The organism is Pseudomonas sp. PvP009 (assembly GCF_017832995.1).
Taxonomy (GTDB): Bacteria; Pseudomonadota; Gammaproteobacteria; order Pseudomonadales; family Pseudomonadaceae; genus Aquipseudomonas; species Aquipseudomonas syringae.
Genome location: NZ_JAFIBG010000001.1, coordinates 3,294,440 through 3,319,506, shown reverse-complemented (window position 1 = coordinate 3,319,506; position 25,067 = coordinate 3,294,440). Strand labels below are relative to the sequence as shown.

Below are 25,067 nucleotides of genomic sequence, written 5' to 3'. Positions count from 1 at the left end.
GGCGCTTCAGACCCGAGCCGCCGTGACTGCGGCCGAACCCCAGGTGGTTCTCCAGCGCCGCTTGACGTTCAGCAGGCCGAACCAGGCCAGTACCGCCAGGCCAGCGAACAGCCACAGGCCCAACTGGTAGTCGCCGGTGTTCTGTTTGATGGTGCCCAGGCCTGCCGCCAGCAGGAAGCCACCGATGCCACCCGCCATACCGATCAAGCCGGTCATGACCCCGATTTCCTTGCGGAAGCGCTGCGGTACCAACTGGAATACCGCGCCGTTGCCAGCACCCAGACCCAGCATTGCAGCCACGAACAGCGCCAGCGCTGCCCACGAACTCGGCAGGTTGAAGCCCACGGCGGCAATGCCGATTGCGGCAACCGCATACATGACGGTCAGCGTGCGAATCCCGCCGAAACGGTCGGCCAGCGCGCCACCCAACGGACGCATCAGGCTGCCACCGAATACGCAGGCAGCGGTGTAGTAACCGGCAGTGATCGGGCTCAAGCCATATTGGTCGTTGAAATAGCCGGGCAGGGCGCTGGCCAGGCCAATGAAACCACCGAATGTCACACTGTAGAAAAACATGAACCACCAGCTGTCACGGTCACCCAGCGCCTTGAGGTAGTCCGCCACGGATTTGGGTTTGCTGCGTTGCGGGGCGTTGCGTGCCATCAGGGTGAAGGCAATCAGCGTCAGAACCAGCGGGATCAGCGCCAGGCCGAAGACGTTGCCCCAGCCGAAACTGGCCGCCAGCACCGGCGCGATCAGCGCGGCCAGGACAGTGCCGGAATTGCCCGCACCGGCGATGCCCATGGCCTTGCCCTGATGCTGGGCTGGATACCATTGCGACGCCAGGGGTAGTGCGACAGCGAACGAAGCACCGGCCATACCGAGGAACAGGCCCAGCACCAGCACCTGGCCATAGGTGTGAATGCCCAGTTGCCAGGCAACCAGCAGTGCGCCGATAACGATCACCTGGCCGATGACCCCGGCAGTCTTGGGCGACAGCTGGTCGGCCAGCAGGCCCATGAAGAAGCGCAGCACCGCGCCCGCCAGAATCGGCGTGGCGACCATCAGGCCACGTTGCTGAGTGGTCAGGTGCAGGTCAGTGGCAATCTGCACTGCCAGCGGGCCAAGCAGGTACCAGACCATGAAACTCAGGTCAAAATAGAGAAAGGCCGCGAACAGGGTCGGTTTGTGGCCTGCCTTCCAGAAGCTTGTATCCATGTGCACACCTCATCATCTGCTAGTTAGTCAGTCGGGCCATGACCGCGACACGGGTATTCAGACGCTGTGGTGGAGTGTTCCGAATGACGGCGACTCCACCGGCCCCTTCGCCGGGGCCAAAACGCAAAAACGTCGCCTCTCTGTCCACGGGGGCGGAAAGAGATGAGCGACGTCTTTGTCGTAAAAGGTGATAGCCGCCGTTGGCTACCGGTGAGATTGCTTTAGCAATAGATGGGCCAAGGGCGGTGCAAGCGTGTCAGCCTTACGTCGCAGGCAGGTTGTATGGCTTTCAGGATCTGCGAGCAGACTGATGTATGACCCCGAACCGGGCGTGGGTCGGCAGGCGCGCTGCAAAAAAGGGCGTGGCGGCGAAAAGCCAGATAACCGCTTGCACAGTCCATATCAGTCAACAGAAACAGGCAGTTAACAGGATTCAAGAATATTTTATTAAAGTTCAAACTATTTAATATTATTTAATGTGCCATCAGTTTTACGTGTAAGTACTGTCATTGTGATGCTGTTTCGATACGCAGCTATGATAACCTTAATGTATATAAGTTAATACGCAGCTCGCACAGTTGTACGATAACAACGCTGCAAATATTTAATTTACTTTGCGTGGTATGTCTGAGAGCATCGCTTCTGTCGCAACCTGTGACGCTTATTCAAAAGAAGTGATTTCACTTTTCAATCCGGTAATCTGTAGTTGCAGTTTGCCAGTCAATTTCGATAAATGCTTACTTTGTAAGAAGTTCTCGGCTACTCGCTCTTTTATCGGCTTCCGGTTGTCCTCGACACCTGAATGCCCGACACACTCTGCACCTCGGCATTGCACGCATGCCTGCCGTGTTGCCTTCCTATCCGCGCTGCTTGTACAGGCGCCTGCAAAGGACATCATCATCATGAGTAACATCAATTACGCACCTACCATCTGGTCCCGTGCCGATGCGTTGAAGGTCAATGAAAATGACCCGACCACCACGCAACCGTTGGTAAAAGCAGACTTTCCGGTCATGAGTGATAAGGTCTTCATCTGGGACACCATGCCGTTGCGCGAGCTTGACGGCACGGTGGTCTCGGTCAACGGCTGGTCGGTCATCGTCACGCTGACAGCTGATCGCCACCCCGACGACCCGCAGTATCTCGGCGCCAACGGCCGCTACGACATCAAGCGCGACTGGGAAGATCGTCACGGGCGGGCGCGCATGTGCTACTGGTATTCGCGTACCGGCAAGAACTGGATCTTCGGTGGCCGGGTCATGGCCGAAGGCGTGTCGCCCACCACCCGTGAGTGGGCGGGCACACCGGTACTGTTGAATGACAAGGGTGATATCGATCTTTACTACACCTGCGTGACACCGGGGGCGACAATTGCCAAAGTACGCGGCCGTATTGTAACGTCCGATCAGGGCGTGGAGTTGAAAGACTTTACCCAGGTCAAAAAACTCTTCGAGGCCGACGGCACTTATTATCAAACCGAAGCGCAGAACTCGACGTGGAACTTCCGCGACCCGAGTCCGTTTATTGATCCCAATGATGGCAAGTTGTATATGGTCTTTGAAGGTAATGTCGCCGGCGAGCGCGGTACGCATTCAGTGGGTGCTGCGGAACTTGGCCCGGTGCCACCCGGCCATGAAGAAGTGGGCGGTGCGCGTTTTCAAGTGGGCTGTATCGGTCTGGCGGTTGCTAAGGATCTCAGCGGTGAAGAGTGGGAAATATTACCGCCACTGGTCACTGCGGTGGGTGTCAATGATCAGACCGAACGTCCGCATTATGTCTTTCAGGACGGCAAGTATTATTTGTTCACCATTAGTCACAAGTTTACGTATGCCGACGGTGTGACCGGGCCGGATGGCGTTTACGGTTTTGTGGGCGAGCATTTGTTCGGGCCTTACCGGCCGATGAACGCATCCGGACTGGTGCTGGGCAATCCGCCTGCACAGCCTTTCCAGACGTACTCCCACTGCGTGATGCCGAACGGCCTGGTGACTTCGTTCATCGACAGCGTGCCCACCAGCGGCGATGACTACCGTATCGGCGGCACCGAGGCGCCGACGGTCAGAATCCTGTTGAAGGGCGACCGCTCGTTCGTGCAGGAAGAATATGACTACGGCTACGTCCCGGCGATGAAGGATGTACAGCTGAGCTGACAGGCTGTGCCCCTGTAACCTGTGAAGAACGCCTGTGCGGACAGGCGTTCTTCGTGGCTTCAGCCCAGCAGTTCGCTCATCGCGATAATCTGCTCTGCCACCTGAATCAGCTTCTGCTGACGACTCATTGCCTGACGTCGCATCAGCGTGTAAGCGTCCTCTTCGTTGCAATCCTTCATCTTCATCAGCAGCCCCTTGGCCAGTTCGATGCGCTTGCGCTCGGCCAGTTGCTGGTCGCGGGCATGCAATTGCGCGCGCAGCGCCTGATCGCTTTCAAAGCGGGCCATCGCCACATCCAGAATCGGTTGCAGCCGTTGCGCCTGAATACCCTCGACGATATAAGCGCTGACCCCGGATTTGATCGCCTGGCGCATCACGCCTGGATCGTGCTCGTCGGTGAACATCACGATGGGACGTGGCTGGTCGCGGCTGACCAGCACCACTTGCTCCATCACATCGCGACCTGGCGATTCAGTGTCAATGAGGATGACGTCCGGGCGCACGGCTTCAACGCGCGCGGGCAGGTCGATGACCAGTCCGGATTCGTCGATCACGTCGAAACCGGCCTCTATCAAGGCTGACCTGAGGCGACCGACCTTTTTGGCCGTGTCATTGATAAGCAGGATACGCAGCATGGTTACGTTCTCCTTCAACGACTGGCCACAGCGGGCGCGTCGTCGGCCAGCGAGTGGAGCTTGAAGCTACGCGCGTAGCCCGCCGGATCGCTGCCGTCCCAGACCCTGCCATCGATCAGCTGGCTGCTGCGCAAGGTCGCGGCAGGTACGTCGATGCCCAGCGCACTGGCGGCCTGACGGTACAGGTCGAGTTGCTGCACACGGCTGGCCACCGCCAGGTAATCCGGGTCTTCGCGCAACAGGCCCCAGCGTCGGAACTGGGTCATGAACCACATGCCGTCAGACAGCCAGGGGTAGTTGACCTGTCCCTGGGCATGGAAGCTGACCGCGTGAGGGTCTTGCCAGCGATTGCCGAGACCATCGCTGTACTGGCCGAGCAAACGCGGCTCGATGCAGTCCACCGAGGTGTCCAGGTAATCGGCACCGCTGAGTAGTTGCGCGGTGCTGCGCCGGTTATCGTCGTTTTCCTCGATGAAGCGGCTGGCTTCCAGTACGGCCATGATCAGCGCTCTGGCAGTGTTGGGGTTCTGCTCGACAAACTCACGGGTACAGCCCAGCACCTTGCCCGGGTGATCCGGCCAGATCGACTGGCTGGTCGCCATGGTGAAGCCCAGTTGCTGCTGTACGGCGCTGGCGCCCCAGGGTTCGCCGACGCAGAAACCGTCGATGCGCCCGGCCTGCAGGTGTTGCGCCATTTGCGTGGGCGGCACCACGACACTGGTCACATCATCGAGCGGATGAATGCCTTGGCTGGCCAGCCAGTAGTAGAGCCACATGGCATGGTTGCCGGTGGGGAAGGTCTGCGCGAAGGTCAGCTTTGAGCCGCTTTGGTGCGCGCGTTTGTCAAGTGCTTCAGGAGTGATCACGCCGGCCTGCTGTAATTCGCGGGACAGGTTGATGCACTGGCCGTTCTGGTTGAGCCCCATGAGGATGGCCATGTCGGTCGCCGGGCCACCGCTGATGCCCAGTTCCACGGCGTAGATCAGGCCGTACAGGCTGTGTGCCGCCTGCAACTGCCCGCTGACCAGTCTGTCGCGCAGCCCGGCCCAGGAAGTCTGACGCTCAAGGTTCAGGCTCAGGCCGTAAGGCTGGGCGAAACCCTGCGTGGCCGCGACCACCAGCGGGGCACAGTCGGTCAACGCCATGAAGCCCACGTCCAGGCTGTTCATTTCCGGGGCGTCGCTACCGGCCACCCAGTCCAGCGCATTACCGGTTCGTTCGTTCATCGCGCGTGCTTCATCAAAGGTCCGTCCAGAAAAAAGGCGTCGTCCGACCCATTGCAATGCAAGTGTCGAAGCGACGCCGTTGTCCATGCACCGCTCCGCCGTTGGAGCGAGTGCCGATAGCGGTTTCAAGCAAGGCATATGCCATCGCCGGGGGAGGGCGAGCAACAAGTTTTTCGCGCGCCTCGCCTGACAGGCCCGCACACGTCTATAATCGCCACCCTGAATTCAGCTGCTCACGAGCCCATCCCGCCATGTATAACCTGGCCCGCCAGTTACTGTTCAAACTTTCCCCGGAAACCTCTCATGACCTGTCGCTGGACCTGATCGGTGCAGGCGGACGGCTGGGCCTCAATGGCCTGCTGAGCAAGTCCCCGGCGAAGTTGCCGGTCAGTGTGATGGGCCTTGAGTTTCCCAACCCCGTGGGGCTGGCAGCCGGCCTGGACAAGAATGGTGCGGCCATCGATGGTTTCGCGCAACTGGGCTTCGGTTTCGTCGAGATCGGCACAGTGACGCCACGTCCGCAGCCGGGCAATCCCAAGCCGCGTATTTTCCGCTTGCCCAACGCCGAGGCGATCATCAATCGCATGGGCTTCAACAATCTGGGCGTGGACAATCTGGTGTCCCGCGTCGAAGCGGCAAAGTATCGCGGCGTTCTGGGTATCAATATCGGCAAGAACTTCGACACGCCGGTCGAGCGCGCGGTCGACGATTACCTGATCTGTCTGGACAAGGTCTATGCCCATGCCAGCTACGTCACGGTCAACGTCAGTTCGCCCAACACGCCGGGGCTGCGCAGCCTGCAGTTCGGCGATTCGCTCAAGCAACTGCTCCAGGCCCTGAGCCTGCGTCAGCAGGAACTGACGCAACGGCATGGCAGGCGTGTGCCGCTGGCGATCAAGATTGCCCCGGACATGACCGACGAAGAAACCGTGCTGGTGGCCGCAGCCCTGATCGAGTCCGGTATGGACGCAGTCATTGCCACCAACACCACGCTGAGCCGCCAAGGCGTCGAAGGCCTTCCGCATGCTGATCAGGCAGGCGGTTTATCGGGCGCTCCGGTTCGGGAAAAAAGCACGCACATCGTCAAGGTTCTGGCCGGTGAGCTCGCGGGTCGTCTGCCGATCATCGCCGCCGGGGGGATCACCGAAGGCCGGCATGCCGCCGAGAAGATCGCTGCGGGTGCCAGTCTGGTGCAGATCTATTCGGGGTTCATCTACAAGGGCCCTGCGCTGATTCGCGAGTCGGTGGATGCCATTGCGGCGATGCCTCGCGCCGCACGCTGAACCCGGGTAAAAAAAGGGGCTCTGCAAGAGAGCCCCTGGGCGTTGGCCCGCCGCCCGGGTCGGGCGTGCATGGTGCAGGTGTGAATCAGTCAGTCATGTATGGCCCGACAGAGGCCTGAAAGTCTTTGATGTGAATCGCCTCATCCGACCGCGTGAAGTTCGTTGAGTCTGTGGATGCCCGCAGTGCCGGTCATACCGTCCCAGTTGTCGCCGCGTCCTTCGCGCCAGCCATTGATCCATGCCTGGCGTACTGACGGTAGAGTAAAAGGGCAAAGCTCACGGGATTTACCATGAACGCCGTATTGATAACCGCGTAAAAATGCTCTTTCCAACGGATCACGCTTAAGTCTTCTCATAGGGTAATGCCCTCGTCTGTTGACTGTAATATCCCTGAGACCCCGTGTTGAGGTCGGGCAGAATCTTCTGCCGTTGGGGCCCGCTGCCGGCGTCGCGGGCCTTGATGCCATCACCGTTGCGGCGATGACCTGAGACGATTTCTAACCAAAGCGCAGGGCGGTGTGAATGATCGTTTTGTCATAAGCACGTCACATTCAGGTCTGTCGAGCAATAAGCGCTGACCTGTTTCAACCACGATTTTTTCTGCAGCCCCGTGAACATGGGGGTTTGCGAGCTCATTGAGATCGCTTATCAGGCTCATATACTGGCTCAATGCCTTGGCTGCTTAAGCGACGAAGGGTCACAGTAAGGCTGCGAAAATGTGACTTTTCAAAAAAAGACTTTTGACTGCGCGCCTTTATTGCCGACATCGCCTTGCCTGATATCTGTTCTAATACGCGCCAAAACTGCCGCAATGACATGACAGGATCATGCGGTGGACCGGCACACATCACGTGCCACGCAGGCGTTCTCCATGAAAGACGCCTGTTCAAATCTGGCAGGGCAATGCGTTGCCCGCCGCAGACGGCTCAGGCCCTGGAATACACATGTCGGATCGCTACGAACTTTTCCTCACTTGCCCCAAAGGCCTCGAGGGCCTGCTTGCCGAGGAAGCCACTGCGCTGGGTCTGCAAGAGACCCGCGAGCACACTTCAGCCATTCGCGGCTCGGCTGACATGGAGACCGCTTACCGGCTGTGTCTCTGGTCGCGCCTGGCCAACCGCGTGTTGCTGGTGCTCAAGCGCTTCCCGATGAAGGATGCCGAAGACCTTTACCACGGCGTACTGGATGTCGAGTGGCAGGACCACCTCGAATCCGACGGCACCATTGCCGTGGAATTCAGTGGCCATGGTTCGGGCATCGACAACACCCATTTCGGTGCACTGAAGGTCAAGGATGCGATCGTCGACAAGCTGCGCACCCCGGATGGCGAGCGCCCTTCGGTCGATAAGATCAACCCCGATCTGCGCGTACACCTGCGTCTGGATCGCGGTGAGGCCATTCTGTCCCTCGACCTGTCCGGGCACAGCCTGCACCAGCGCGGTTACCGTCTGCAGCAGGGCGCCGCACCGCTGAAGGAAAACCTCGCTGCCGCCATCCTGATCCGCGCTGGCTGGCCGCGCATCGCTGCCGAGGGCGGCGCGCTGGCTGACCCTATGTGCGGTGTCGGTACGTTCCTGGTCGAGGCCGGTATGATCGCCGCCGACATCGCGCCGAACATCAAGCGTGAACGCTGGGGCTTCTCGGCCTGGCTGGGCCATGTCCCGGCGCTGTGGCGCAAGCTGCACGACGAAGCGCTGGCCCGCGCCGAGACCGGGTTGGCCAAAACACCTTCGTGGATTCGCGGTTATGAGGCCGATCCGCGGCTGATCCAGCCAGGACGCAACAACATCGAACGTGCCGGCCTGAGTGACTGGATCAAGGTCTATCAGGGCGAAGTCGCGACCTTCGAACCGCGTCCCGACCAGAACCAGAAAGGCCTGGTGATCTGCAACCCTCCGTATGGCGAGCGTCTGGGAGACGAAGCCAGCCTGTTGTATCTCTACCAGAACCTCGGTGAGCGCCTGCGTCAGGCCTGCCTTAACTGGGAGGCTGCGGTATTCACCGGCGCGCCTGATCTGGGCAAGCGCATGGGGATTCGCAGCCACAAACAGTATTCGTTCTGGAACGGCGCCTTGCCGTGCAAGCTGCTGCTGATCAAGGTCACGCCTGACCAGTTCGTGACCGGCGAGCGACGCACCCCTGAGCAGCGTCAGATCGAACGCGAAAACCCTGTCGAGGTTGAAGTCGTTGAGCGCAAACTCAACAAGAACGGCAACCCGATCAAGCCGGAACCGGTGGTGGTCGAACAGGCGCGCCTGAGTGAAGGCGGGCAGATGTTTGCCAATCGCCTGCAAAAGAACCTCAAGTTGATGGGCAAGTGGGTGCGTCGCGAAGGGATCGATTGCTACCGCGTGTATGACGCCGACATGCCTGAATACTCGCTGGCGATCGATCTGTATCACGACTGGGTGCATGTTCAGGAATACGCAGCACCCAAATCCATCGATCCGGAAAAGGCCTCGGCGCGACTGTTCGATGCGCTGGCGGCCATTCCGCAAGCACTGAACATCGACAAGAACCGGGTGGTGATCAAGCGTCGCGAGCGTCAGAGCGGCACCAAGCAGTACGAGCGTCAAAGTGCTCAGGGCCAGTTTCTGGAAGTCAGCGAAGGCGGCGTCAAGTTGCTGGTCAATCTGACCGACTACCTGGACACCGGGCTGTTTCTCGACCACCGGCCGATGCGCATGCGTATCCAGCGCGAGGCGGCCGGCAAGCGCTTTCTGAACCTGTTTGCCTACACGGCGACGGCCAGTGTGCATGCTGCCAAGGGCGGTGCGCGCAGCACCACCAGCGTCGACCTGTCGCGGACCTATCTGGACTGGGCGCGTCGTAACCTGTCGCTGAACGGTTTCTCCGACAAGAATCGTCTGGAGCAGGGCGACGTGATGGCCTGGTTGCAGGCCAATCGTGACGAGTATGACCTGATCTTCATCGACCCGCCGACGTTCTCCAACTCCAAGCGCATGGAAGGCATTTTTGATGTCCAGCGTGATCAGGTCGAGCTGATCGATCTGGCCATGGCACGTCTGGCGCCGGGTGGCGTGTTGTACTTCTCCAACAACTTCCGCAAGTTTGTGCTCGATGAAAACCTGAGTCAGCGTTATGCGGTCGAAGATATTACCGCGCAGACCATCGATCAGGACTTCGCCCGTAATGGCAAGATCCACCGCGCCTGGAAAATCATGGCGCGTAGCTGATCCGGTACGCGATGAACGGATCGGTAACGGTCCGTTCATCGCGCCTCGCGACACCTCCTGCACTCGTTTGTATGTCCTTGCGGACAGACCAACGGATCATCCCGAAACAGCCATAAACCTATGAAAATTACTGGCGAATAGCTATAACAGAAGTCATAGCCAGCCTGACGCTTCCGTATGTTGGCGTCACGAGTTTGTGTGTATGACAGTGAAACGCTTCAAACTCAGAATTCTGAGTTTCATCAATGGTCAGCTTTCAGCGTGGCTTATCGCCGTCCTGGCATTGCTGGTCGGCGCGGCACTGACGATCATGCTGGCGCTGGCCGACAATGAGTTGTATCAGCGCCAGTTGCGTCAGCGTTTCGACATCATTGCTGCGGAGCGCTTCAGTCGCCTGCAGGAGCGTCTGGACAGGCAGGTTACCCGGCTCGACACCCTGGCTCGCTTCTTTATCTACTCCCATCAGGTTGAACCGTCCGAATTCGACGGGTTCGTCGCGCCGTTGCTGATTGGGACACAGGCGTATGCCTGGAACCCGAGGGTGCTGCAGGCCGAGCGGGCGGCTTTTGAAAGGCAGTCGCGTGAGGACGGCTCGCCCGGATATGCCATACGCGAGATGGATGAAAACGGCGCCTTGAAAGTCGCTGCCGTGCGAAATGAGTATTTCCCGGTTCGATTCATCCAGACCCTCAGCAACATTCCGACGCCAGCGGGGTTCGATATTGCCTCGGAGCCGGTGCGCCGTGCCGCGCTGGAACGTGCGCGGTTGCTGAAACGAACCGTCGCAACGCCGCGTATCCGCCTGTTGTCTCTGGAGCCATCTGACACCTACGGCATTTTGCTGGTCGCGCCCGTGTTCTCGATTGGCCAACCGGTTGCACAATTGAGGGGCTACGTCACCGCAGTGATCAGCCTGACGCAATTGATGAACGTCGGCACGGCAGATCAAGACAACCTTGCCGTGACCATGCTGGACCTGAGTTCGCCGGAAACACCCGAGCAGGTCTACCAGTCGCCGCTCCCTGCGATAGGCAGTCCGCTGTACGCCAGCAGCCTGCTGAGCCTGGGCGACAGGGATTATCTGGTCGAGGTTCGCCCTACGCAGATTTTCAGCCTGAACAACCAGATCATGATGCCTGGCCGAGTGTTGTGGCTTGGAGGGCTTTTGAGCCTGATGCTCAGCGCCTTGCTCTACAGTCTGATCAGCCAGCGTCAGCGCGCCCTGCAACGGGTGGCGCAACGCACCCGCGAGCTGCGCCAGCGCGAGCAGCAATTGAGGGCTGCGCATGGGCAGTTGCGCAGTGTGTTGGACGCGGCGACCGAAGTAGCGATCATCGCGACCGATCTGGACGGGCTGATCAAGACGTTCAATGTCGGTGCACAGAAAATGCTCGGCTATGCACAGGAGGATGTACTGGGTAGGTTCCGCCTCATGGACTTTTACCAGTCAGCCGATCTGGAGGCCCGCGCGAGCCGCTTGAGCAAAAGCCGTGGGCAACCTATCAGCGCCTCGCAACTGATGTTTCTCGATGCCGTGCAGGACGGTAACCACCCTTCGCAGGAGTGGACCCTGCAGCGCAGCGATGGCAGCACGTTGGTGGTGAACATGCTGGTCACTGCGGTGCGTGACGATCAGGGGCTTTGGACCGGGTACCTGGCGGTGTGCATCGACGTCACCGAGCACAAGCGCGTCAATCAGGCCCTGGCCGAGAAGGGGCAATTGCTGAAAAAGCTTGGCTCGCAAGTGCCAGGCGGCATTTACCAGTACCACCTGGCCGTCGATGGCAGCGCACGTTTCAAGTACGCCAGCGCCGGCATGTGCGAACTGTTCGAGGTGGACGAAGAGCATCTGCTGGGCGATTCCGAAACTATCCTGCGACGCATACAGGCGGTGGACCTGGTGCGGGTCAGAAGCTCCATCCTGATCAGTGCCGAACACCTGACACCGTGGAGCGAAGAGTACCGCGTCGAGCTGCCACGCAAGGGGCTGCGCTGGTTACGTTCGGCGTCGACGCCTGAGCGCCTGGCCGATGGCAGCGTGCTCTGGCATGGCTTTGTGTCCGATATCACCGACCTCAAGCGCGTCGAGCAGGAGCTGCGTGCGCTGTCGGTCACCGATGTGCTCACCGGTGCCTACAACCGGCGCTACTTTCAGGACCGGATGCAGGCCGAGTTGAAAAGAATCGACCGGCACGGCGGTAACCTGTCGATCATCATGCTCGATATCGATCACTTCAAGCGGATCAATGACCGCTTCGGGCATGCCGCAGGCGATCAGGTGCTCAAGGCCATTTCGGAAAAGATCAGCCAGAGGCTGCGCAGCGACGATGTGTTCTGCCGTTTGGGTGGCGAAGAGTTCATGGTGATCTGCCCCGGAACGCGCGGTGCCCAGGCCTATCAACTGGCACTGAGCCTGCGCGAGGAACTGCGCAGGCAGGTTATCGAAGGCGTCGATCAGGTGGTCACAGGCAGCTTCGGGATCGCCAGCTGGCGCGAGGGTGAGGGGATTGACGCGATGTTGCTGCGCGCCGACTCCGGAGTCTACGCCGCCAAACAGGCCGGTCGCGATCGGGTCGAGCCCGAGCAGGACTGATGCAGACAGACCCGCTGCACAAGCGGGCCTGCCGATTGCCGGTATCGATTGGTTACTGCTGGATCGAGACCGTGGTGTTGGTCAACTTGGGCTGCCGGTACAGATCGACCAGTACCTCGTCGAGTATCGACGATGCGCCAAACGGACGCGGGTCGTTGAGGATCGCCACGACGGCCCAGGTGTTGCCGTTGCTGTCGCGGCTGAAGCCGGCAATCGCACGCACGGTATTCAGGGTGCCGGTCTTGATGTGTGCCTCGCCGAGCAGCGGGGTGCGCTTGAGTCGCTTGCGCATGGTGCCGTCGAGGCCGGCCAGCGGCATGGAGCTCATGAACTCGGCAGCATAGGGACTGCGCCAGGCCGCTTGCAGGATCACCGCCATTTCACGCGCGCTGACACGCTCGGCCCGCGACAGCCCGGAGCCATTCTCCATGACCAGATGCGGCGCGGTGATGCCTTTCTTCGCCAGCCACTGACGGATGACACGCTGTGCGGCCTTGCCGTCGTCACCGTCGGCTTCGTTGCGGAACTCTTCGCCCAGGCTCAGGAACAGTTGCTGGGCCATGGTGTTGTTGCTGAACTTGTTGATGTCACGAATGACTTCCACCAGATCCGGGGAAAAGGCCTTGGCCAGCAGCTTGGCATTGCCGGGCAGCACGCCAACGCGGTCCTTGCCCTGAATGGTGCCGCCCAGTTCCTGCCAGATGGCCCGCACTGCGCCAGCCGCATAGGTGGGGTGGTCCAGCAGTGACAGGTAGGTCTGTGAATTGCAGCCATTGCCCAGCTGGCCGGTGACCGTTACGTTGACGCTGCCATCGGCCTGGGTGACCGGGTTGTAGCGCACATCCCCGGTGCATTGCTTCGAGGCGCTTGCCTTGACCTGATTATCAATGCGGATGCTGGCAATAGGCGGCTCGACCGAGACCAGAATCCTGCCGTCGTCATTGCGGGTCACGAAGCGCAGCGCCTTGAGGTTGACCATCAGTGCGTCGGGCTTGACCAGAAACGGCTTGTTGTCGTCATTGCCGTCATCGTTGAACACCGGCAATTGCGGTTGCACGAAATGACTGCGGTCCAGTACCAGGTCGCCGGTCACCTGCTGCACGCCATTGGCGCGCAGGTCACGCATCAGCAGCCAGAGCTTTTCCATATTCAGCTTGGGATCGCCGCCGCCCTTGAGGTACAGGTTGCCGCGCAGCACGCCATTGCTCAGGGTGCCGTCGGTGAAGAATTCGGTTTTCCACTGGTGGGTCGGGCCGAGCATTTCCAGGGCCGCGTAGGTGGTGATCAGCTTCATGGTGGAAGCCGGATTGACCGAGACGTCGGCGTTGAACACGGTGGGCGTGCCGGGGCCATTGAGTGGCAACATCACCAGCGACAGTGCGTCATCGCCGAGTTTGCTGGCTTTCATGGCCTGTTGAACCTTGGGGGGCAGCGTGGTGTTGATGACGGCGGCGTAGGAGGGCAGAGCCAGGGGCAAAAGGAGTGACGCGAGCAACAATGGACGTAGCGACTTGATCATTGACTAAAACCCTACTGCAAAGAGGGAAACGAAAAAGAGGGCATGGATGAATTCCCTCGGTAACTATTGCAAATGTCGATTCGATTTCGATAACTATAGTAGTGAATGCGCGGCGGGCTTTTTTTGTAACACACAATGCCACGCATGAAACGAGCCGCATTATGCCCCAAGCGGGGCAGGCTTGTGACCGGGGGGCAAGCCGGTAAATGCTATTTTTTATTGAATCGGCATGCACGGCGGTCGCAAAGCCGGATATCCATCACACGCCGCAATTGTCGGGCTTTTAAGTCGCCAAGCTGGTAAAGTGCCGCCCGATATTTATTGATGAGGATTGTCCCATGGCCACTAACCGCTCCCGCCGTCTGCGCAAAAAACTGTGTGTGGACGAGTTCCAGGAATTGGGTTTTGAACTGAACCTGGACTTCAAGCAAGAGCTGGACGACAAGGCAATCGATGCTTTCCTTGACGCTTTCCTGAAAGAAGCAATGGAAGCCAACGGTCTTGGCTATGTGGGCGGCGACGACTTCGGTCTGGTTTGCCTGAGCAAGCGTGGCTCGGTCAGCGAAGAGCAGCGTGCTGCTGTCGAAGCCTGGCTCAAGGGCCGCAGCGAACTGACAGAAGTCACTGTCAGCCCGCTGATCGACGTCTGGTACCCGGAAAAGGAAATCAATCCGGCCGCCTGATGTAACGGGAAGCAGGCCAGCGCCTGCTTCCCTTGCTTGTTCCCCGCACGTCTCCCGTCTATACCCCTTCGTTGTATCGTCTCCGGCGCTCGCTCAGTCAGGTTTTGCCTGTTGCAGCATCAGTGCGTCCTCAAGCTCGATCATGGCCAGTTCGACTGCCTGCTGGCAGGTGTAGAACTGTTCATCGGGTGTGTCCGGTTCGCAGGCCAGTTCGAGCGCATCACAGGCATCGACCACCCGTGAAGCGGTGATGATGCGTGCCGCGCCCTTGATCCTGTGCGCCAGGTCGCGGGTTTTCTGACGATTGTTTTCCGGCATCAGTCTGGCCAGCAACAGCCGGTCTTCGTGGTTACTGTGCAGCAGTTGCGCGAGCAGACGCTCAACCATTTCAGGACGGTCACCGGTCAGGTTGCTGACGCTGTCGAGGCTGAAGGGCAGGGCTCGTGTGGGCGCCAGCGGGGCGATGGCTGTCAGCCGTTCGCTGAGCATCGAGAGGCTGATGGGTTTGAACAGGCAGTCGTCCATGCCCGCCGTCCGGCAGCGCTCGATCTCGTCAGGCTGCGCGTTGGCCGTGAAGCCCCAGACAGGGCAGCGTTGGCGTTCGCAGGTGCGCTCATGTTCGCGGATCGCAGCGGTCATGTCGTAGCCGTTCATGATCGGCATATTGCAATCGGCGACGACCAGATCGAAGGCATCTGTTTTCCAGCGATCAAGCCCTTGCGCGCCGTTTTCGGCCATTTCGCAGTGATGGCCGAGAAAGCCGAGCTGCTGGCAAAGCAGCAGTCGATTGGCTGGATGATCGTCGACGATCAGGATCCTGAGGGCCTGATGAGCGACGGCTGCCGGTTGCGCAACGACGGGCTGCCCGGTCAGAGGCTCCAGTGTGGTCAGCACCAGATTCATGCTGATCCGAGTGCCGTGCCCCGGTGTGCTGTAGAGCGAGAGATTGCCGCCCATCATCATGCACAGGTTGCGGCAGATCACCAGCCCGAGTCCGGCGCCGGTACGCGCCATTTGTCCAGTGTTATCGGCCTGGGCGAACGGCTCGAACAAGCGTTGCTGGTCTTCGACACTGATGCCGATGCCGCTGTCCTGAACGGTGATGTGCAGATGCAGCAGTTGCGGGTTCGGGCTTTCGGCTGCTTGCAATACGACCTTGATTCGCCCCATCGGGGTGAACTTGATGGCGTTGCTGACCAGGTTGGACAGTATCTGTTTGAAGCGCAGCGGGTCGATCAGCACGTCGGCGCTGATTCTGCTGTCCAGTTCCAGCACCAGCTCGAGGTCCTTCTGCCGCGCCAGACCGTCGAATACCCTGAGCACCGACTCTACCAGCCGGCGCAGATTCGCCCGCTCGGGGTTGAGTGACAGCCGCCCGGATTCGATGCGGGCGATGTCGAGGATATCGCCGATCAGGTCGAGCAGGTCGTTGGCCGAGCTGTAGGCGACTTCGATGGCGGACCGATCCAGTTCGCCGTGATCGGCACGTTTGAGCGCCAGCTCCAGCATGCCGATCACCGCATTCATCGGGGTGCGGATTTCATGGCTCATGGTGGCAAGGAAGGTGCTTTTGGCTCGGCTGGCGGCGTCGGCCTGTTCCTTGGCAGCCTGCAGGTCTTCGATGAGCTGGCGACGCTCGCTGATGTCGATCCAGCCGCCGATGATGCCCTGTACTTCGCCCAGAGAGTCACGAAACGGCAGGATCCAGTGGTAGATGGTCAGCTGTCGATCGCCAATGCGCAGAGGGCGGTCGAGGATCAATGCGGTATTGCTGGCCATGACCCGCTGATAGTCGGCAGCGTATTCCCGGGCTTCGAAGGCGTTGCCCAGCACCCCTTCGGTAGCGCTCTTGCCGATGATGTCTTCCCGTTGCGCGGAGAACACCCTGAGGTAGCTGTCATTGCACATGCGCAACATACCTTCGCGATCCCGCACGTAGATCGGATGCGGCGTACCCTCGACCAGGGCGCGCATGAATTCGAACTGATCGCCCAGAGCCCGTTCCGCCGCTTCACGCTGACGTATCTGCCGGCGCATCCAGGCATTCCAGGCCAGCAGGCCCAGCAGCAACAGGCCTGCACCCACCACAATCTGATAGATCAGCCGTTCATAGTCATGCCAGTTGGCACGTGAGGGTGTGTAAACGCGCCAGCGGTTGTTGATCGCTGCCATGTCCTGCGGAGCGATGCTTGCCAGGGCCTTGTCGAGAATCGAGCTCAGCTCGATGGCATTGCGTGAGGTCGCCATGGAAATCAGCGCCGGGTCCTCGCCGACGGTAGCGGTCATCTGCAAACGCTCCTCGAAGATCCCGGAAGACAGGAAATAGTCTGCGCTGAGCAGCGAGATGACCGCACCTTCCGCCCGGCCCAGTGACAACATGTCCAGCGCCTGGAACGGGTTGTCGATTTCCAGCGGCACGACCCTGGGGTATTTGCGGCTTAGCCAGTCGAGCACCGGGCTGCCCTGAGTGATCGCCAGACGCTTGCCGTCCATTTGCTCCAGATAGCTGGGGGCACCCTGGTCCTTGCGGGTGACCAGCACGAACGAATTGTCGATGTAGGGGCGGGTGAAGCTGAATCGGTCCTCACGCGCATCACTGGACACCAGCGCGCCGATCATGTCTGCCTGACCTTCGCCGACCTGATTGAGCATGTCGGTCAGGCTGGGCGAGCGTTTGACGTCGAACCTGAGCCCGGTACGCAGGCGCACCAGTTCGAGCAAGTCGGCGGTGATGCCGCGAAAGTTACCCTTGGCATCGAAGAATGTCAGCGGCGCGTACGCTTCGTTGACGACCACGCGCACGGTCGGGTGCTGAGCGATCCAGCGCTCCTCGCGTTGCGTCAGTTGCAGCTTCTGGTCGGTGAGCATCAGGTCGCTGCCCGTGCTCCAGCGTCTGGAAATATTGATCCGTTCATCGACGGGGATGGCTTTCAGCGTCTGATTGATGATGCCCAGCAGTTGCGTGTTTTCGTTGCTGACCGCGAAGCTGAAACCGTTGGGCTCGTGCTTGCCGAAATTCGACATCTGCACGTTGTTCAGATAACCCTTGTTGATGATGTACTGGGTGGAAATCGTATCGCCCAGGAACACGTCCGCCTGATTGAAGGCGACTGCGTTGATGGCGTTCTGAAAAGAGGGATAGGTCTTCAGCGTTGCGCCGGGATAGGACGCTTCGACCTCGGCAGGCGGCAGGTAGTGATAGACCATGCTCAGCCGCATGCCTTTCAGGCCCTCGTTCAGGGGGCGGGTGTCTCCCACCCGGGTGACCAGGACGGGCTGGTCCACCGAGTAAGGCTGTGAAAGCCTGATGTTGCGATCGACGGCTTCAAAACCGTTGGCGGTGCCCAGCAGGTCGATCTGGCCTGCGGCAAGGGCCTTGATCGCCGCATTACGGGTTTCGAAACGCTGGACCCTGACGGGCAGGTCCAGCGCATCCGAAATGATCCCTGCGTAGTCGGCAGTGATGCCTTCGTAATCGTTACCTGAAATCGTGATATCGAAGGGCGGGTAATCGGGGCTCGAGGTGCCGAGAATCAGTTCGCGTTGCCCGCGCACCCACTGCCACTGGTGACTGTCCAGCTTCACGTCCATGTGCGCCGGGCTCGAACGGCCGAGCAGGGTGTAGTGATCGGCCGCATGAATACCGGCCTCAGCACCCCAGCCCAGGCACAGGCTTGTGGCCAGTATTAATAATTGTCTGAAGCGCTTGGGCATCCGTTTTCTCACACTAGCGCGTTGCGTTTTGCCATCTCGATAAGTTCTACCAAGGTTCTGGTTTTCAGTTTTTGCATAAGCCGTGTTTTGTAAGTGCTGACGGTTTTGTTACTGAGAAACATGCCCTTGGCTATTTCCTTGTTGGAACGGCCTTGGGCAAATAACTGCAAGACCATCAGTTCGCGGTCATTGACCAACTTGAACAGCTCCAGCTCGTTGGTCTGGCCATCTTCACGAACTGCGCACGTCAACGCCTGACTGGGAAAGTAATTGTAGCCGGATAATACCGCTTTCACCGAACTGAGCAGTTCGCTAAGGTCTTCCTGCTTGCACACATAACCCGAGGCACCTGATTGCATGCAGCGAATGGCAAACAGGTTGGGGGTCTGCGACGTCAGCACCAGAATCTTGGAGGGCAGCCCCATCGTATTGAAGCGGGCCAGCACCTCGAGGCCGTCGAGCTTGGGGATGCTGATGTCGAGGATGATCAGGTCGGGCATGCATTCACGCACCATCTGCATGGCGTCGACACCGTTGTCGGTTTCGCCGACCACCTCATAATTTTCATTCTCCAGGAGCATTCTGACCGCCATCCGGATGACCGGATGATCGTCGATGATAAAAACTGAGTTCATATTCCATTCCATAACAAGCAGTGAAGAAAGCGCGCACCTTAGCTCAGATGTTCGGGCAGGCACATAAAGAGACTTGCTCGGCAGGCATATATAGGAAAAGTCCTACAAAAATTAGCGTATCGGAGTACGTAAAAGCCTACGTAGAACACAAGTGTGTTTAAACGTTAACGCTTATTTCAATGTGTATTTGACGAGTGATGCATCAAATGTTTATTACTTTCTGGAATCATCATTCATGTTGACTGCTGATTTCCTACGCGTCTGAACGTCGTATTTAATCGGTACGGTTTGTCGGTGTTAAGGTATGTATCTGTTTTTACACGGCCTATCTGAAAGCGGATAAAGCCGGTTTACCGACGTCAGTCAATGAGGTGCCCCAGCAGGCGGCTGAGGTCGGGCCCGTGCAGGGGCTTGCTCAGGCAGCCGAGCAGGGGCAGATCGCGCTGCAGGGCGAGTTGCTGCAGGTTTTCAAGCTGTTTATCCGGCAAGCCGCTGAGCAGAATCGCCTGGCGCAGCAAGCCTTGTCGGGCTGCCTCGTCGATCAGGTCGAGGCCTGACATGTCCGGCAGGCACTGATCGCACAGCACAAGCCCGTACGGTTCGGCGCTGCGTTGCATGGCGGCCATGGCCTCGGCAGCCGTCAGCACGGGCGTCAGCAGGAAGTAGCCATGGTTGTTGAGCAGCACCTGAGTGGCGATCAATTGAAACGGGTGATCTTCCACCAGAAGGATGCGCAGGCTATGTGTGGACATGAGCGTTCCGGAAAGGCCCTGGCGAGGCGTTCAGGCATCGGCAGGCGGCGTGCGGACCCGTGAGTATCGCAGGCGGATGGATGACGTGCCGGGTGGCAGTTGAAGTGGCTGGAATTATTGAGGGATGCAAGAAAAGCTGCGATAGGACTCGTCTGACATGCATGTAGGGCCTGTCTGAGTTTTGCGAGGCAATCAGTCTGACCAGCCTTTTGCCTGCATCCGTTCAGGCAGCGGGCGGGTCGATGGAGGCTATATTTGGCCGGAGCGGCCAGTCATTTCCCGGGCCATTTCACTGGCGTAGCTGTCGGTCATGCCCGCAATGAAGTCGATCATGCGCAGGAACGAGGCATGCAGCGGTGCCTTGGGATCGGGCGCGCTGTTACCCAGTAAATCGAGGATGCGTCGATGCTTGAACGATGGCGTCCTGCCGCCGAACTGTTCGACGGCCGCGCCGCAGAATGCGTTGAGGAGGATCTCCAGCGTGGTGTAGGCACCGATTTCATGCAGTGTCTTGCGCTTGTCCTGAAAGATTTTCTTGCGCGCCATGTCCTTGGCGTTGAGCACACAGCGTTTGGCCGGACCGTGCATGTGCTCGACCAGGTCGCCAGGCAGGGTGCCTGCCAGCAAGGCGTCCTGCTGCTCGACGAAGGCTCTGGCGGCCGCGTTGGTCAAGTGCTCGATGGCCTTGCCACGCAGGATTGCCAGTTTGCGCCGTCGTGAGTCGCCCGGGCCCAGTTGTCGGTAGGTTTCCGGAAGATCGTCGCCGACCAGCCCGAGCAAAAGCGATTCCACTTCTGCGTAGTTGAGCAGGTCCATCTCCAGGCCGTCTTCCAGATCGATCAGGGCGTAACAGATGTCGTCGGCCGCCTCCATCAGATACACCAGCGGATGACGCGCCCAACGCTGGTCTTCGAGCTGCGGCAAACCCAGCTTGCCGGCGATCTGCTCAAGGATCGGCAGTTCACTTTGATAGCAGCCGAACTTGTGCTTCTTGTAGCCCAGCGAGTCCGCGTGGCGGGCGGTCCACGGGTATTTGAGGTATGTGCCCAATGTGGCGTAGGTCAGGCGGGTGCCGCCGTCGAACTGGTGGTATTCCAGCTGCGTCAGCACCCGGAACCCTTGGGCATTGCCTTCGAAATTGAGAAAGTCATTACGCTCGGTATCGCTCATCGCGTCGAGCCAGCCACGCCCGGCCGCCTGATTGAACCAGTTGCGAATTGCATCTTCGCCCGAGTGACCGAACGGCGGATTGCCGATGTCGTGTGCCAGACAGGCCGATTGCACGACCATGCCCAGATCGCTGGGGTCGCACCATTCAGGCAGGGCAGAGCGCAGCGTTTCGCCGACGCGCATCCCCAGCGAACGGCCGACACAACTGACTTCCAGCGAATGGGTCAGGCGCGTATGGATATGATCATTGCTGGACACCGGATGCACCTGGGTCTTGCGTCCCAAGCGGCGGAAGGCCCCGGAAAAGATGATCCGGTCATGGTCCTTGTGAAACGGACTGCGCCCCAGTTCCTCGGGGCTATGCAGGGTCTTGCCCAGTCGTTCGCGGTTAAGCAGTGTTTGCCAATCCAATGCGTTCACTCCGTCAGTAATTGGGGCGTAGCTTCCCGCTTCGACACGCCTGCCGCAAGGGGCGCATTGATGAAAACAGGTCCCGTAGAAAAACAAATGCCTGCACCGGAATTCCGGAGCAGGCATTTATATTAAGGCCAGTACAGTCAGGCCAGGATCATGCTAGACGCGTGGCGCAATCAGACTTTGCGATTGCGATTCTGCAGGGCGCGTGCTTGCATGGCGACCTTGACCACCGGCGTCAACGTGATGCCCAGCTTTAACAGGCGGCCCAACAGGCTGGTACGTCCGGTCTTGGCACGTTTGCCGCTCAGGAAGCCCAGCAGGGCAACCGAGCCCACGCCCCAGAGCGGCGCGTGGCGAAAGCCCAGCGCGCTTTTCCAGTCATGGCGGATACCGCGAAAGCGTTGCAACGGTTGCATCAGTTGCGCCGATTCGTGGCGAATTTCCTGGCGGTGCATCTCCATGCGCAGGCGAATCAATGCCTTGCGCAGTTCTCGACGCGTATTGCTCTGGTGCGACTTGGGTTCACTCATGGCATCAATCGCTCACGGTCATTGGCCAGTTCTTCGAGGGTCGCATGGAAGGGCGAAGACTCGTCGAAGATCGCTGCCTTGAGGCGCAATCCACAAAAGATCGCGGCCAGCAGGTAAAACGTACACAGGCCGACGATGCCCGCCAGGCGATAACTGTCCCACAGAACGATCAGCAGCAAGGCCGAGAGCCCGGTGAGCAGCAGCAGGCCGAAAACCAGTGCCAGACCGGCGAACAGCAGCAGGCTGACGGTTCGCGCTTTCTGTTCCTGCAATTCAATGCCGAACAGCTCGACGTGAGTGTGCAACAGGCCAAGGAAGGCAGCGCCCAGGCGCCGCGGTGAAGAGCCCGGAGTTCCCTCGGGCGGTGCTGATTCCGTTCCCAGAGTCATGATGTTAGCGCCTTGTAGCCAGCAGACCGATCAGAAAGCCGACACCTGCGGCGATACCGACTGACTGCCAGGGGTTGTTCTGAACGTAATCTTCGGTGGCGACCACTGCCGCTTCACCGCGCTCGCGCAACGAATCTTCGGTGGTCTTCAGGGTTTCCTTGGCACGCAGCAGGCTTTCGCGGATCTGGGCGCGCAATTCATCGGCCTGATCACCCGCGAGAGAGGCGGTATGCGCCAGCAATTTCTCAGTGTCGGCAACCAGTACCTGGAAGTCGGCTCTCAGGATTTCCTGAGCATTCTGTGCAGTTTCGCGGGCCATGATGTTCTCCGTTTGGTGGGCGTATGAATGTTTCGAGTACAGGTGATTCCTGAAGGTTCACTTCGATTGGCGTATCGTGTTCGATCAGGCTTTACACTGCCGCTGCACCTTACTCCAAAAGTATCTGCCAGCAAAAACCGCAACCACTGGAAGATTGGGGTTTCGTATTTCTGGCCATTGGCTATGCTCCACACGCGTGATCAAGGGATGGCCTGGCGCGCGCGACATCCGTTGAATGGAGAGAGGCATGGAGCGGCTGTATTCCCTGCAGGGGCTCAGGGGCGTAGCGGTCCTGGGCGTCGTGTTGTTTCACATGATGTCGGTAGAGAGCAAGTTTTCCGGTGGCGATATCCTTTTGCCGCCCTGGCTCGATTTTTTTCAGTTGGGCGTCGATCTGTTCTTCGTCATCAGCGGATTCGTCATGGTGATTGTCAGCCGTGGCCGTTTTCAGAGCGCAATCGAAGCCCAGCGGTTTCTGTTCAATCGGGTATCGCGGATCTATCCCACCTACTGGTTGTACTTTTTCATCACCCTGGCGGTTTATCTGGTGCAGCCGGGCATGGTCAACAGCGGGCATGGCTCGTCCAATCTGATCATGTCGTTCCTGCTGTTGCCCAACGACAAGGTGCTGCTGGTGATGGTGGCCTGGTCGCTGCTGTTCGAACTGTGGTTTTACGTAGTGTTCTCCGGCTTTCTGCTTTTTCGCGAGCGCAGCCTGCCGTTTCTGCTCGGCGGCTGGTGTCTGATCATCGTGGCGTTCAACAGGCTGGCAGACTGGCAGGACTATTCCCCGGCAGTAAAGATCATCCTGCATCCCTATGCCCTCGAGTTCATGCTTGGCGCCGCGCTGGCCTTGTTCTTTTACGGTCGCCACAGTGCCCGCGTGCCGACTGCTGCGGTCTGGTTACTGCTCGGTGTCGCGTTGTTGGCGGCGGTGCCCCTGATCGGCTATTACCGGCTGTATGAGAGTCAGGGGTTGCAGCGCATGCTCATGGTCGGCGGCACGTTCGGCATGCTGGTGGTGACGCTGGCATTGCTCGAACGGCGTCGACACCTGCGGGTGCCCGGGTTTCTGGTTGCCGTGGGCGATATGTCCTACACGGTCTACCTGTCTCATCTGCTGGTGCTGGGGGTGATCGGCAGGGTCTGGAGTCTGGTGGGAGCCTGGCCCGAAAGCTACCTGGACAACCTGTTTTTCGCGCTGCTGATGATGGCTGCGGCGGTGTGCTATGGCTGGGTCGGTTATCGTTGTTTCGAGAAACCGGTACTGGATCGCGCCAATGCGTTCAGCAAGGCGCATTTTCGGGTGTCGACGTGATCCCGGTGCGCGCCTAGAATAATTTCCGCTTGCCGAGGATTCGCCGAGGATCGACTCATGCCCCCCGAATGTCAGCTGTTCAGCACCCTGGGATGCCCGCTGTGTGAGGTTGCCGAAGCGGTTTTACTGCCGTTCGCCATCGAACACGGCCTGCTGGTTGAGCTGGTCGACATCTGCGAGGATGAGCAACTGCTTGAACGCTACGAGTTGCGCGTTCCTGTGTTGCGGCGAGTCGACACCGGCGACGAGCTGGACTGGCCATTTGACGCGCCTCAAGTGGCGTCGTTTCTGAGTCGTTGAGCTGCCTTGTCGTTGAGCTGCATTCCCTTTCATTTACCGGACACGACGCGCAGTGAATATCGATACACGCATCAAATTTCGCCATCTGGTCTGCTTTCTAGAAGTGGCCCGGCAGGGCAGTCTGGCGCGTGCTTCCGACGTTCTGGCGATCAGTCAGCCGGCGCTGTCGAAAAGTCTCAAAGAGCTGGAAACCCTGCTCGACACCACGCTGTTCGTGCGCAGCAAGAGCGGCGCGGCACTCACCGAAGCGGGCGTGGCGTTCATGCGCTTTGCCGGGCCCAGCGTGCAGGCCCTGCGCGAGGGCGTCAGCAGCCTGCGTTCGGGTGAGCACGATACGGTCACTGCACGACTGGGCGTACTGTCGACGGCCGAAAGCCTGTTGGTGCCCGAGGTGGTTCATCGCCTGCACCAGCGGCACCCGGCGCTGATCGTCAGCGTGATGACCGGGCCCAGTGCCTATCTGCTGTCGCAATTGAGGGTAGGGGAGCTGGATCTGGTGGTCGGGCGCATGACGGACAGTCCGCAGATTCAGGGCCTGACGTTCGAGCACCTGTACAACGAGTCGATGACGCTGGTGGTGCGCAGCGGTCACCCGTTGCTGGCCGCACCGCTCAAGCCCGAAAGTCTGGAGCAGTTCCCGCTGGTGTTGCCGCTGGCAGGCACGACCATCCGCAAGTTTGCCGACAGCCTGTTCGTGCAGTGCGGTATCCGCATGCCGCGTCAACGCCTTGAAACCCTTTCGCTCACCCTCAGCCGCCGCTATGTGCAATGCAGCGATGCGGTGTGGATCGCGCCACTGGATGCCGTGTCGCTGGAGTTGAAAGGCGGCACGCTGGTCGAACTGGACATGGGTATTCGTGAGCCGGGCGGCTCTGTCGGTTTGTGCAGCAACCCGGCCTTGCCACTCACGCGCGCAGCGCAGTGGTGCGTGGACGAGCTGCGGAGTCTTGGAGAGGCCTATCGCAACGTCTAGCATCCATAACCAAATGGTTATGGATCATAGGGTTTATTTCAGTTCT

At 59.5% G+C, this 25,067-nt stretch carries 20 protein-coding genes; 8 read left to right on the top strand and 12 right to left on the bottom strand.

Annotated elements, in window-relative coordinates; all coding sequences use genetic code 11:
• Positions 1–6: 6 nt before the first annotated feature.
• A complete protein-coding gene (locus JOE29_RS14185) occupies positions 7–1,218 on the bottom strand; it encodes a nitrate/nitrite transporter (protein ID WP_003423722.1) in 1,212 nt (403 codons plus the stop codon).
• Between the two features lie 902 nt (positions 1,219–2,120).
• Here JOE29_RS14185 and JOE29_RS14180 point away from each other — a divergent pair.
• Positions 2,121–3,368 carry a glycoside hydrolase family 68 protein gene (locus JOE29_RS14180; protein ID WP_032660683.1) on the top strand — a complete coding sequence of 416 codons (1,248 nt, stop codon included), beginning with the start codon at positions 2,121–2,123 and terminating at the stop codon, positions 3,366–3,368.
• 59 nt (positions 3,369–3,427) lie between these two features.
• On the opposite strand, the gene JOE29_RS14175 is transcribed toward JOE29_RS14180, so the two are convergent.
• Positions 3,428–4,003 (bottom strand): ANTAR domain-containing protein, encoded by a 576-nt coding sequence (locus JOE29_RS14175; RefSeq protein WP_003392969.1) that lies wholly within the window; start codon positions 4,001–4,003, stop codon positions 3,428–3,430.
• A gap of 14 nt (positions 4,004–4,017) precedes the next feature.
• Positions 4,018–5,229, bottom strand: a complete 1,212-nt coding sequence (locus JOE29_RS14170) for a CmpA/NrtA family ABC transporter substrate-binding protein (RefSeq protein ID WP_044311551.1) — start codon at positions 5,227–5,229, stop codon at positions 4,018–4,020.
• 251 nt (positions 5,230–5,480) lie between these two features.
• Here JOE29_RS14170 and JOE29_RS14165 point away from each other — a divergent pair, with 251 nt between their 5' ends.
• Positions 5,481–6,512, top strand: coding sequence for a quinone-dependent dihydroorotate dehydrogenase (locus JOE29_RS14165; protein ID WP_003346110.1), 1,032 nt, complete (start codon positions 5,481–5,483; stop codon positions 6,510–6,512).
• A gap of 140 nt (positions 6,513–6,652) precedes the next feature.
• On the opposite strand, the gene JOE29_RS14160 is transcribed toward JOE29_RS14165, so the two are convergent.
• A complete protein-coding gene (locus JOE29_RS14160) occupies positions 6,653–6,868 on the bottom strand; it encodes a ribosome modulation factor (RefSeq protein WP_002553055.1) in 216 nt (71 codons plus the stop codon).
• Positions 6,869–7,456: 588 nt separating this feature from the next.
• Between JOE29_RS14160 and rlmKL the strand changes: the two genes are divergently transcribed.
• Both rlmKL and JOE29_RS14150 read left to right on the top strand, forming a co-directional pair.
• Positions 7,457–9,709 (top strand): bifunctional 23S rRNA (guanine(2069)-N(7))-methyltransferase RlmK/23S rRNA (guanine(2445)-N(2))-methyltransferase RlmL, encoded by a 2,253-nt coding sequence (gene rlmKL / locus JOE29_RS14155; protein WP_074997704.1) that lies wholly within the window; start codon positions 7,457–7,459, stop codon positions 9,707–9,709.
• Positions 9,710–9,911: 202 nt separating this feature from the next.
• The gene (locus tag JOE29_RS14150; RefSeq protein WP_210079622.1) at positions 9,912–12,302 is read left to right on the top strand and encodes a diguanylate cyclase; all 2,391 of its coding nucleotides are present in this window, start codon (positions 9,912–9,914) and stop codon (positions 12,300–12,302) included.
• A 52-nt stretch (positions 12,303–12,354) separates the two neighbouring features.
• On the opposite strand, the gene dacB is transcribed toward JOE29_RS14150, so the two are convergent.
• A complete protein-coding gene (gene dacB, locus JOE29_RS14145) occupies positions 12,355–13,821 on the bottom strand; it encodes a D-alanyl-D-alanine carboxypeptidase/D-alanyl-D-alanine-endopeptidase (protein WP_003346102.1) in 1,467 nt (488 codons plus the stop codon).
• A 338-nt stretch (positions 13,822–14,159) separates the two neighbouring features.
• On the opposite strand from dacB, the gene JOE29_RS14140 reads away from it, so the two are divergent.
• Positions 14,160–14,504 carry a 50S ribosome-binding protein YggL gene (locus JOE29_RS14140; protein WP_003346101.1) on the top strand — a complete coding sequence of 115 codons (345 nt, stop codon included), beginning with the start codon at positions 14,160–14,162 and terminating at the stop codon, positions 14,502–14,504.
• A gap of 93 nt (positions 14,505–14,597) precedes the next feature.
• On the opposite strand, the gene JOE29_RS14135 is transcribed toward JOE29_RS14140, so the two are convergent.
• The 7 genes from JOE29_RS14135 to JOE29_RS14105 all read right to left on the bottom strand — a co-directional run bounded on the left by JOE29_RS14135 (position 14,598) and on the right by JOE29_RS14105 (position 22,430).
• Complete coding sequence (locus JOE29_RS14135) at positions 14,598–18,218, bottom strand: transporter substrate-binding domain-containing protein (protein ID WP_080393283.1); 3,621 nt, start codon at positions 18,216–18,218, stop codon at positions 14,598–14,600.
• Between the two features lie 8 nt (positions 18,219–18,226).
• Complete coding sequence (locus tag JOE29_RS14130; RefSeq protein WP_003423744.1) at positions 18,227–18,853, bottom strand: response regulator transcription factor; 627 nt, start codon at positions 18,851–18,853, stop codon at positions 18,227–18,229.
• Between the two features lie 359 nt (positions 18,854–19,212).
• Complete coding sequence (locus JOE29_RS14125; RefSeq protein ID WP_046719638.1) at positions 19,213–19,605, bottom strand: response regulator; 393 nt, start codon at positions 19,603–19,605, stop codon at positions 19,213–19,215.
• Positions 19,606–19,854: 249 nt separating this feature from the next.
• Positions 19,855–21,186 (bottom strand): deoxyguanosinetriphosphate triphosphohydrolase, encoded by a 1,332-nt coding sequence (locus tag JOE29_RS14120; protein WP_003392987.1) that lies wholly within the window; start codon positions 21,184–21,186, stop codon positions 19,855–19,857.
• Positions 21,187–21,365: 179 nt separating this feature from the next.
• Positions 21,366–21,722: a hypothetical protein gene (locus JOE29_RS14115; protein ID WP_010415778.1), complete on the bottom strand. Its 357-nt coding sequence runs from the start codon at positions 21,720–21,722 to the stop codon at positions 21,366–21,368.
• Positions 21,719–22,111: a phage holin family protein gene (locus JOE29_RS14110; RefSeq protein WP_002553117.1), complete on the bottom strand. Its 393-nt coding sequence runs from the start codon at positions 22,109–22,111 to the stop codon at positions 21,719–21,721. The genes JOE29_RS14115 and JOE29_RS14110 overlap by 4 nt, the downstream gene beginning before the upstream one ends.
• Positions 22,112–22,115: 4 nt before the next feature.
• Positions 22,116–22,430, bottom strand: a complete 315-nt coding sequence (locus JOE29_RS14105) for a DUF883 family protein (protein ID WP_003315618.1) — start codon at positions 22,428–22,430, stop codon at positions 22,116–22,118.
• A 247-nt stretch (positions 22,431–22,677) separates the two neighbouring features.
• Here JOE29_RS14105 and JOE29_RS14100 point away from each other — a divergent pair, with 247 nt between their 5' ends.
• The 3 genes from JOE29_RS14100 to pcaQ are packed head-to-tail and all read left to right on the top strand — an operon-like array spanning position 22,678 to position 25,021.
• On the top strand, positions 22,678–23,748 hold the full coding sequence (locus JOE29_RS14100; protein ID WP_058444900.1) for an acyltransferase: 1,071 nt from the start codon (positions 22,678–22,680) through the stop codon (positions 23,746–23,748).
• 57 nt (positions 23,749–23,805) lie between these two features.
• Positions 23,806–24,048, top strand: coding sequence for a glutaredoxin family protein (locus JOE29_RS14095; RefSeq protein WP_003315616.1), 243 nt, complete (start codon positions 23,806–23,808; stop codon positions 24,046–24,048).
• Between the two features lie 52 nt (positions 24,049–24,100).
• Positions 24,101–25,021, top strand: coding sequence for a pca operon transcription factor PcaQ (pcaQ, locus tag JOE29_RS14090; protein WP_044311546.1), 921 nt, complete (start codon positions 24,101–24,103; stop codon positions 25,019–25,021).
• The last annotated feature ends 46 nt before the right edge of the window (positions 25,022–25,067 follow it).

What these genes read in the sequence shown, in the direction of transcription:
- JOE29_RS14165 (WP_003346110.1), top strand. Translation starts at nt 5,481, where the DNA reads ATGTATAACCTGGCCCGCCAGTTACTGTTCAAACTTTCCCCGGAAACC.
- JOE29_RS14115 (WP_010415778.1), bottom strand. Translation starts at nt 21,722, where the DNA reads ATGAGTGAACCCAAGTCGCACCAGAGCAATACGCGTCGAGAACTGCGC.
- dacB (WP_003346102.1), bottom strand. Translation starts at nt 13,821, where the DNA reads ATGATCAAGTCGCTACGTCCATTGTTGCTCGCGTCACTCCTTTTGCCC.
- JOE29_RS14110 (WP_002553117.1), bottom strand. Translation starts at nt 22,111, where the DNA reads ATGACTCTGGGAACGGAATCAGCACCGCCCGAGGGAACTCCGGGCTCT.
- JOE29_RS14135 (WP_080393283.1), bottom strand. Translation starts at nt 18,218, where the DNA reads ATGCCCAAGCGCTTCAGACAATTATTAATACTGGCCACAAGCCTGTGC.
- JOE29_RS14105 (WP_003315618.1), bottom strand. Translation starts at nt 22,430, where the DNA reads ATGGCCCGCGAAACTGCACAGAATGCTCAGGAAATCCTGAGAGCCGAC.
- JOE29_RS14095 (WP_003315616.1), top strand. Translation starts at nt 23,806, where the DNA reads ATGCCCCCCGAATGTCAGCTGTTCAGCACCCTGGGATGCCCGCTGTGT.
- JOE29_RS14150 (WP_210079622.1), top strand. Translation starts at nt 9,912, where the DNA reads ATGACAGTGAAACGCTTCAAACTCAGAATTCTGAGTTTCATCAATGGT.
- JOE29_RS14160 (WP_002553055.1), bottom strand. Translation starts at nt 6,868, where the DNA reads ATGAGAAGACTTAAGCGTGATCCGTTGGAAAGAGCATTTTTACGCGGT.
- JOE29_RS14100 (WP_058444900.1), top strand. Translation starts at nt 22,678, where the DNA reads ATGGAGCGGCTGTATTCCCTGCAGGGGCTCAGGGGCGTAGCGGTCCTG.
- JOE29_RS14185 (WP_003423722.1), bottom strand. Translation starts at nt 1,218, where the DNA reads ATGGATACAAGCTTCTGGAAGGCAGGCCACAAACCGACCCTGTTCGCG.
- JOE29_RS14180 (WP_032660683.1), top strand. Translation starts at nt 2,121, where the DNA reads ATGAGTAACATCAATTACGCACCTACCATCTGGTCCCGTGCCGATGCG.
- rlmKL (WP_074997704.1), top strand. Translation starts at nt 7,457, where the DNA reads ATGTCGGATCGCTACGAACTTTTCCTCACTTGCCCCAAAGGCCTCGAG.
- JOE29_RS14130 (WP_003423744.1), bottom strand. Translation starts at nt 18,853, where the DNA reads ATGAACTCAGTTTTTATCATCGACGATCATCCGGTCATCCGGATGGCG.
- JOE29_RS14125 (WP_046719638.1), bottom strand. Translation starts at nt 19,605, where the DNA reads ATGTCCACACATAGCCTGCGCATCCTTCTGGTGGAAGATCACCCGTTT.
- JOE29_RS14140 (WP_003346101.1), top strand. Translation starts at nt 14,160, where the DNA reads ATGGCCACTAACCGCTCCCGCCGTCTGCGCAAAAAACTGTGTGTGGAC.
- JOE29_RS14170 (WP_044311551.1), bottom strand. Translation starts at nt 5,229, where the DNA reads ATGAACGAACGAACCGGTAATGCGCTGGACTGGGTGGCCGGTAGCGAC.
- JOE29_RS14175 (WP_003392969.1), bottom strand. Translation starts at nt 4,003, where the DNA reads ATGCTGCGTATCCTGCTTATCAATGACACGGCCAAAAAGGTCGGTCGC.